This is a genomic window from Hyunsoonleella rubra, from assembly GCF_042684665.1.
Taxonomy (GTDB): Bacteria; Bacteroidota; Bacteroidia; order Flavobacteriales; family Flavobacteriaceae; genus Jejuia; species Jejuia rubra.
Genome location: NZ_JBHULY010000003.1, coordinates 55,215 through 61,533 on the forward strand (window position 1 = coordinate 55,215; position 6,319 = coordinate 61,533).

General features: G+C 38.0%; 4 protein-coding genes. 2 read left to right on the top strand and 2 right to left on the bottom strand.

What is annotated here, in order from left to right; translation table 11 throughout:
* Positions 1 to 27: 27 nt before the first annotated feature.
* Together ACFSR8_RS00820 and bshA are read left to right on the top strand one after the other, a co-directional pair.
* On the top strand, positions 28 to 2,940 hold the full coding sequence (locus ACFSR8_RS00820) for a glycoside hydrolase family 3 N-terminal domain-containing protein (RefSeq protein WP_380288077.1): 2,913 nt from the start codon (positions 28 to 30) through the stop codon (positions 2,938 to 2,940).
* Positions 2,941 to 3,059: 119 nt separating this feature from the next.
* Positions 3,060 to 4,196, top strand: a complete 1,137-nt coding sequence (gene bshA / locus ACFSR8_RS00825; protein WP_380288079.1) for an N-acetyl-alpha-D-glucosaminyl L-malate synthase BshA — start codon at positions 3,060 to 3,062, stop codon at positions 4,194 to 4,196.
* 75 nt (positions 4,197 to 4,271) lie between these two features.
* Here the strand turns inward: bshA and ACFSR8_RS00830 are convergent, their stop codons facing one another.
* A complete protein-coding gene (locus tag ACFSR8_RS00830) occupies positions 4,272 to 4,595 on the bottom strand; it encodes a hypothetical protein (RefSeq protein ID WP_380288081.1) in 324 nt (107 codons plus the stop codon).
* Positions 4,596 to 4,782: 187 nt separating this feature from the next.
* The gene (gene rsgA, locus ACFSR8_RS00835) at positions 4,783 to 5,850 is read right to left on the bottom strand and encodes a ribosome small subunit-dependent GTPase A (RefSeq protein ID WP_380288083.1); all 1,068 of its coding nucleotides are present in this window, start codon (positions 5,848 to 5,850) and stop codon (positions 4,783 to 4,785) included.
* Positions 5,851 to 6,319 lie beyond the last annotated feature (469 nt).

Genomic DNA, 6,319 nt, shown 5'->3' on the forward strand with positions numbered 1-6,319 from the left:
ATAATCGAATTGCTTAAGTATTCCCCTATGCGCCATATCTATTTCATTTTAATTACTCTCACCTGCCTTTCTTCGTATGCCCAGAGTACCTTAAATCCACTTTTATCTCAGGACAAGGAGGCTCAAAAAAAATGGGTGGATAGTGTTTACAATTCACTATCGCTTAAAGAAAAAGTTGGGCAATTATATATGGTTCAGGTAATGTCCAATCAAGATGTTGCAACCAAGAATAAAATTGTCAAACTCATACAGGATCATCATATTGGAGGTATCATCTATTCCAATGGAGGCCCAAAGCGACAAGCTAGTTTAAACAATGAATTACAGGCAATTTCTAAAACCCCAATGCTAATAGGAATGGATGCCGAATGGGGTTTGAGTATGCGATTGGATTCTACATATGCGTTTCCTTGGAATATGACCTTGGGAGCCATAAAGGATAACAAAATGGTGGAAAAAACGGGGCGTTATATTGGAGAACATTGTAAAAGACTGGGTGTTCATTTTAATTTTGCTCCAGTGGTGGACATCAATACGAATCCAAAGAACCCGATAATAGGCAACCGTTCCTTTGGCGAGGATAGGGATAACGTCACCGAAAAAGCGTTGTCTTTTATGAAAGGGATGCAGAGTGCCGGGGTTTTGGCCAATGCCAAGCATTTTCCTGGGCATGGGGATACTGAACAAGATTCGCATTTAACGTTGCCCACTATTAGTTTTGACGCAAAGCGAATCGATTCAATAGAGCTATATCCTTACAGGCAACTAATTTCAAAAGGCTTATCCAGCGTAATGGTAGCCCATCTAAATGTGCCGAGTTTGGAACCAACGGGCTATCCATCTTCGCTTTCCAAACATATCGTTACCGATATTTTAAAAGATTCACTTGGGTTTCAAGGACTCATTTTTACAGACGCACTCACTATGAAAGGTGCTGCGGATTTTAGTGATACAGGCGATATCGATTTGGCCGCCTTCAAAGCTGGGAATGATGTGATGTTGATGTCCGAAGATGTTGCTATAGGTGTTGAAAAGCTATTGGGGGCTATTAATAGTGGAGACATTTCGGAGGAGCGTTTGGCGCATTCCGTTAAAAAGATTTTATTGGCAAAATACAAAGTCGGTTTGCACAATTATGAGCCTATCGGATTGTATAATTTAGATAGCGATTTGAATCGTTTAAAGGACGATATCCTTTATGAGGAGTTAATGGAAAACGCCATTACGGTGGTGAAAAATGAAGGGAGTTTGGTACCCCTAACGCGATTGGAAACAAAAAGTATTGCCTATGTACAAATGGGAGATGATGATGGGAGTGTATTTCTGAGGGAATTGAAAAAATATGCCAAAGTCCACCAGATTACTGATGACAATCTGTACACATTGATGAAGAAATTGCAACCTTATAATACAGTGATAGTTGGATTTCACCGGTCCAATGCGAATCCTTGGAAAGCCCATGAATTTAGTAGCAGGGAATTGGTGTGGTTATACGAAATCGCTAGGGTGCATGATGTTATTTTGGATGTGTTTACCAAGCCTTATGCCTTGGAGGATTTAAAAACCTTTGAGAATTTCGAAAGTGTTATTGTCAGTTATCAAAACAGTAAGATAGCTCAGGAAAAATCCGCTCAATTGATATTTGGGGCTATCCCTGCAAAAGGATGTTTACCCGTTTCCATCGGTGAATTTTACAAAGCCGGAGATGGCATAGAAAACAATGCTATCAAGCGTTTGGGGTATACATTGCCCGAACGGGTGGGTATGAGCTCTGAACGGTTAAAAAAAGTGGATTCTATAGCTCAAGTGGCGGTGGATTCAATGATGACACCGGGCATTCAGCTATTAATAGCCCGTAAAGGAAAAGTGGTTTACAACAAAAATTTCGGAAAGCATACCTATAAAGGCAAGGAAAAAATAACTTTTGAGGATATATATGATGTAGCTTCACTAACCAAAATATTAGCCACATTACCTTTGGTTATGGAACTGGAGGAAAAAGGGGTATTGTCACTTGATAGTCCGCTTTCAGAATTATTGCCGGAATATAAAGGTTCAAATAAAGAAAATATCACCGTTAAGCAAATGCTGTCCCATTATGCGCGATTGCGTCCTTGGGAGCCGTTTTACTATCACACCTTGGACAGCATTACCAAACGGCCAAGCGGTAAATATTATAGAACAGAACGTAGCAAAAAATTCGATATCGAAGTCACCAAAAACCTTTACCTCCGAACGGATTATCAGGATTCCATCCAGAAGATTATTCGAGAATCCGAACTTTTGGAGCGTCTGCGGTATCGATACAGCGACTTTCCCTATTATATTTTAAAGAAATTTATAGAGGAACATTACGACCAAGGACTGGACGAGTTAGTACAGACACATTTTTATCAGTCCTTAGGAGCCAATTATACCATGTACAATCCGTATCGAAAGATAAGCAATACTCATATTGTGCCGACGGAGGTAGATGATTATTATCGCTATACGAAGATTCATGGGTATGTGCACGACATGGGTGCGGCAATGCAAAATGGAGTAGGGGGGCACGCAGGTGTGTTTAGTAACGCCAACGATGTAGCAAAAATAATGCAATTGTATTTACAAAAGGGTTTTTACGGAGGCAAGCGCTATCTAAGCCCTCAAACTATTGAAAAATTCAATACCTGTTATTTTTGTGCGAAGGATAACAGGCGCGGCGTAGGTTTCGATAAGCCCCAATTGGGTGATGCCGGTCCTACATGTGGGTGTATTTCGATGACCAGTTTTGGGCATTCCGGATTTACGGGCACTTATGCTTGGGCGGACCCTGAGGAGGAAATTGTATATGTGTTTTTAGCAAATCGAACCTACCCAAAAGCAGGGAGGAACCGATTGCTAAAGGAAAATATAAGAACGGAAATACAGCGCTACATTTATGACGCGATTGTAGATTAGCAGTACCTAGAGTGCCTATAGTTATAAGTACTTGGAGTTTTTAGTAACTTTCAACACTTAGAATTTTGGACATTTGCAACTTAAGACACTGATAACTTTTAATACTTGAAACTTAAAATATGAACATAGGAATAGTATGTTACCCAACCTTTGGAGGTAGTGGTGTTGTAGCGACTGAATTGGGTTTGGAACTCTCAAAACGCGGACACGAAGTACATTTCATCACCTATAGCCAACCGGTAAGGTTGGAGCAAATAAGCCATAATGTGCATTACCATGAGGTGAACGTACCAGAATATCCGTTGTTTCATTATCAGCCTTATGAATTGGCATTATCTAGCAAATTGGTGGACATGGTAAAACTGCACGGCATCGAAATTTTGCATGTACATTATGCCATTCCGCACGCCTATGCGGCCTATATGGCAAAAAAGATGTTGCAGGAAGAAGGGATTTATGTGCCTATTGTCACAACGCTTCACGGTACGGATATCACTTTGGTAGGCAATCACCCTTTTTATAAACCTGCGGTGACTTTTAGTATCAATAAATCCGATGCGGTTACGGCGGTATCCAAAAGCTTGAAGGAGGATACCATGCGATTGTTTGACGTAAAGAACGACATTCAAGTGGTGCCGAACTTTATCGATTTGGACAAATACAACCATAGTTTTACGGATTGTCAGCGTGGCATGATGGCTGATGAAAACGAAAAAATCATCACTCATATCAGTAATTTGAGGCCAGTAAAGAGGGTTCATGATGTGATTAAGGTGTTTTATGGTATCCAAAAAGAAATCCCTGCAAAACTGATGTTTATAGGTGAAGGCCCTGAAAAGGAAAACGTAGAGCTACAGTGTCGCGAACTGGGCATTTTAGATAAAGTGATTTTCTTCGGAAGAAGTAACGAGATTGATAAGATATTATGCTTTAGTGACCTATTTCTGTTGCCCTCACAAACTGAGAGCTTTGGGTTGGCGGCCTTGGAGGCTATGGCCTCAAAAGTTGCCGTTATTTCAAGTAACACGGGCGGTATTCCAGAAGTAAATATTCATGGCTATTCCGGATTTTTAAGCGATGTGGGAGATGCGGACGATATGGTAAAGAATGCCCTCCATATTTTAAAGGATAAAGACCGATTAAAAACTTTTAAGGATAATGCCAGGACCCAAGCCGAAAACTTCGATTTGCATCAAATAGTACCGCAATACGAGGCGGTTTATGAGGATACCTTGTCTAGGTGTTTGGTGTTGTAAGGTTTCTTTGTTTACTTTAATGGATTCGGATCAGTAGGAAGAGTATATAAGTATTTGCAACCACGCGGCGGGTGTTTATTTTTTTCTGTCTTCGAATGCTCTTATTGCCATATCTATTTCTTCTTGGCTTATTTGGTTGCCACAATAACGACAAATTTGAGCTTCAATTTTAATGGATTCCTTGCATTTGTCGCACTGTTTTCTTGGGTCAATTCCGTATCTCAAGATTAAAAAGGCAATCCATCCGGTCATTGGGTGGATTCCAAAAAGCATCCAAAGCTTGGAAACACCCTTAATTTTCGCCCATTTTATACCATACCAAATAGGGATAAACCAGAAGAAAAATATAATCAATATTACAACAAACAAACCGATTGAACCATCAAATGCGTTTTTCATAATATTGTTTTAAATCTTGGGCTTTGGTTGTTTTAATAATGTTTTTTACAATAGGCCTCTAAGGTCTTATGTTTGAATAGCAATGGATTATGGAGACTACATTTCAGTTTACAATATACTTTAATTAAGTGAAATAGCGGCTTGAATTGACTCTCAAACCGCTATTGCCTATACATTGTTACTGAGCTCAGTACTTATTTGAATTTTTTAAAGTTTTAAATTGCTTGACTATTTTTCCAAAATTTTTGTCTTTTTTACGTTTTTCAGCAACAGTTGATTCAAAATGTTCTTTTTCTCGTTTCATTTTTAGATAATTTTCATAGAACAGTTTATCTACTTTTTCACCTTCAACGGCCGCCACAACAGCACAACCAATTTCAATGGTATGGGTGCAATCTTTAAACTTACAGTTTTTGGAAAGCTCAACTATTTTTTCAAATGTCTTTTCCAATCCTTCCACTGAATCTGCAATACCCACTTCTCTTATTCCGGGATTATCAATTATAATACCTCCATTTTCGAGCACTATTAATTCTCTGTGGCTTGTAACGTGTCGTCCTTTATTCGTACTTGTGCTAATCGTATTTGTCTTCATCAATTGTTTACCCGAAAGGTTGTTTAAAAGGCTTGATTTTCCCACTCCTGACGAGCCCAACAAACAGTAAGTTTTGCCCTTCAATATATACTCTTTCACTTTCTCAATCCCTTTTTGGGATTCATTGCTTATAGCAATTACTGGTACTTGCTTCACTCTTTCTTGAGATCTGGACATCAAATCAGTTAAAACAGTATCGTTTATCAAGTCAATTTTATTGAGAATGACAATCGGTTTTACATTGGATGTATTGCATATTGTTAGATATCTTTCTATTCGATTGATATTAAAATCTCTGTCAACGGCTTGTACTATAAAAGCAAAGTCAATATTTGTTGCTATGATTTGTTTCTCTCCTTGTTTGGCGACTGCTTGTCTTTCAATGATGGTTTTTCTGGGAAAAATAGAATGTATGAGAACTATATGATCATCATATTCAGAAATTGCAACCCAATCCCCCACAGCGGGAAAATCTTTGCGAGTATCTGCAGTATATCTTAAGTTTCCTGTAATTTCTGCATGGAACTCTCCTTTTTCCGTTTTAACAATATATCTTTCTTTATGCTCTGAAATAATTCTTCCAATTTCAAAGTCTGTTAGATTATGCTGAATTCTTAGTTCTTCTATTTTGTCGTTATATCCGAAATGTTCTAATTTCATATTCTATGTGTTTTAAATTATTGTAAACGCTTCAGTACTTATAAATCAATTAAATACAGAAACGTACACAAGGGATGTGTTTATTTGTAAAAATGTAAATAAGCAGAAATGCTTCAGATGATTACCTGAAGAAAAGAAGGGTGGTAGCCAAAGAAAATTGACTATCTATTTTACAATATCCGAATAACATATTACGGATGTAATAGACATAAAATTTAATTAGAATACAAAATTAAGAAAATCCTCTTATATAGCTTAAAGAAAAAGAATGTTTTGGCTTAAGCACATCGGTTACATATGTGGAAAGTCGTTTGGGGTAGAGGTTAGCTTTGAAAGTACACACCAAAGTGAAAACCTCAAGGATTTTCGTAAGTAAGCCTTTACTAGCAATGAATTATATACGTCTTAAGTTTGATTCTCTGTAAATTTGGATACTAACCAGAAAGAACAAAAGAGAGAATTAAGGTTA

Excerpts from the sequence above, each read along its gene's own strand:
- ACFSR8_RS00830 (WP_380288081.1), bottom strand. The coding sequence starts at position 4,595 with ATGAAAAACGCATTTGATGGTTCAATCGGTTTGTTTGTTGTAATATTG.
- bshA (WP_380288079.1), top strand. The coding sequence starts at position 3,060 with ATGAACATAGGAATAGTATGTTACCCAACCTTTGGAGGTAGTGGTGTT.
- ACFSR8_RS00820 (WP_380288077.1), top strand. The coding sequence starts at position 28 with ATGCGCCATATCTATTTCATTTTAATTACTCTCACCTGCCTTTCTTCG.
- rsgA (WP_380288083.1), bottom strand. The coding sequence starts at position 5,850 with ATGAAATTAGAACATTTCGGATATAACGACAAAATAGAAGAACTAAGA.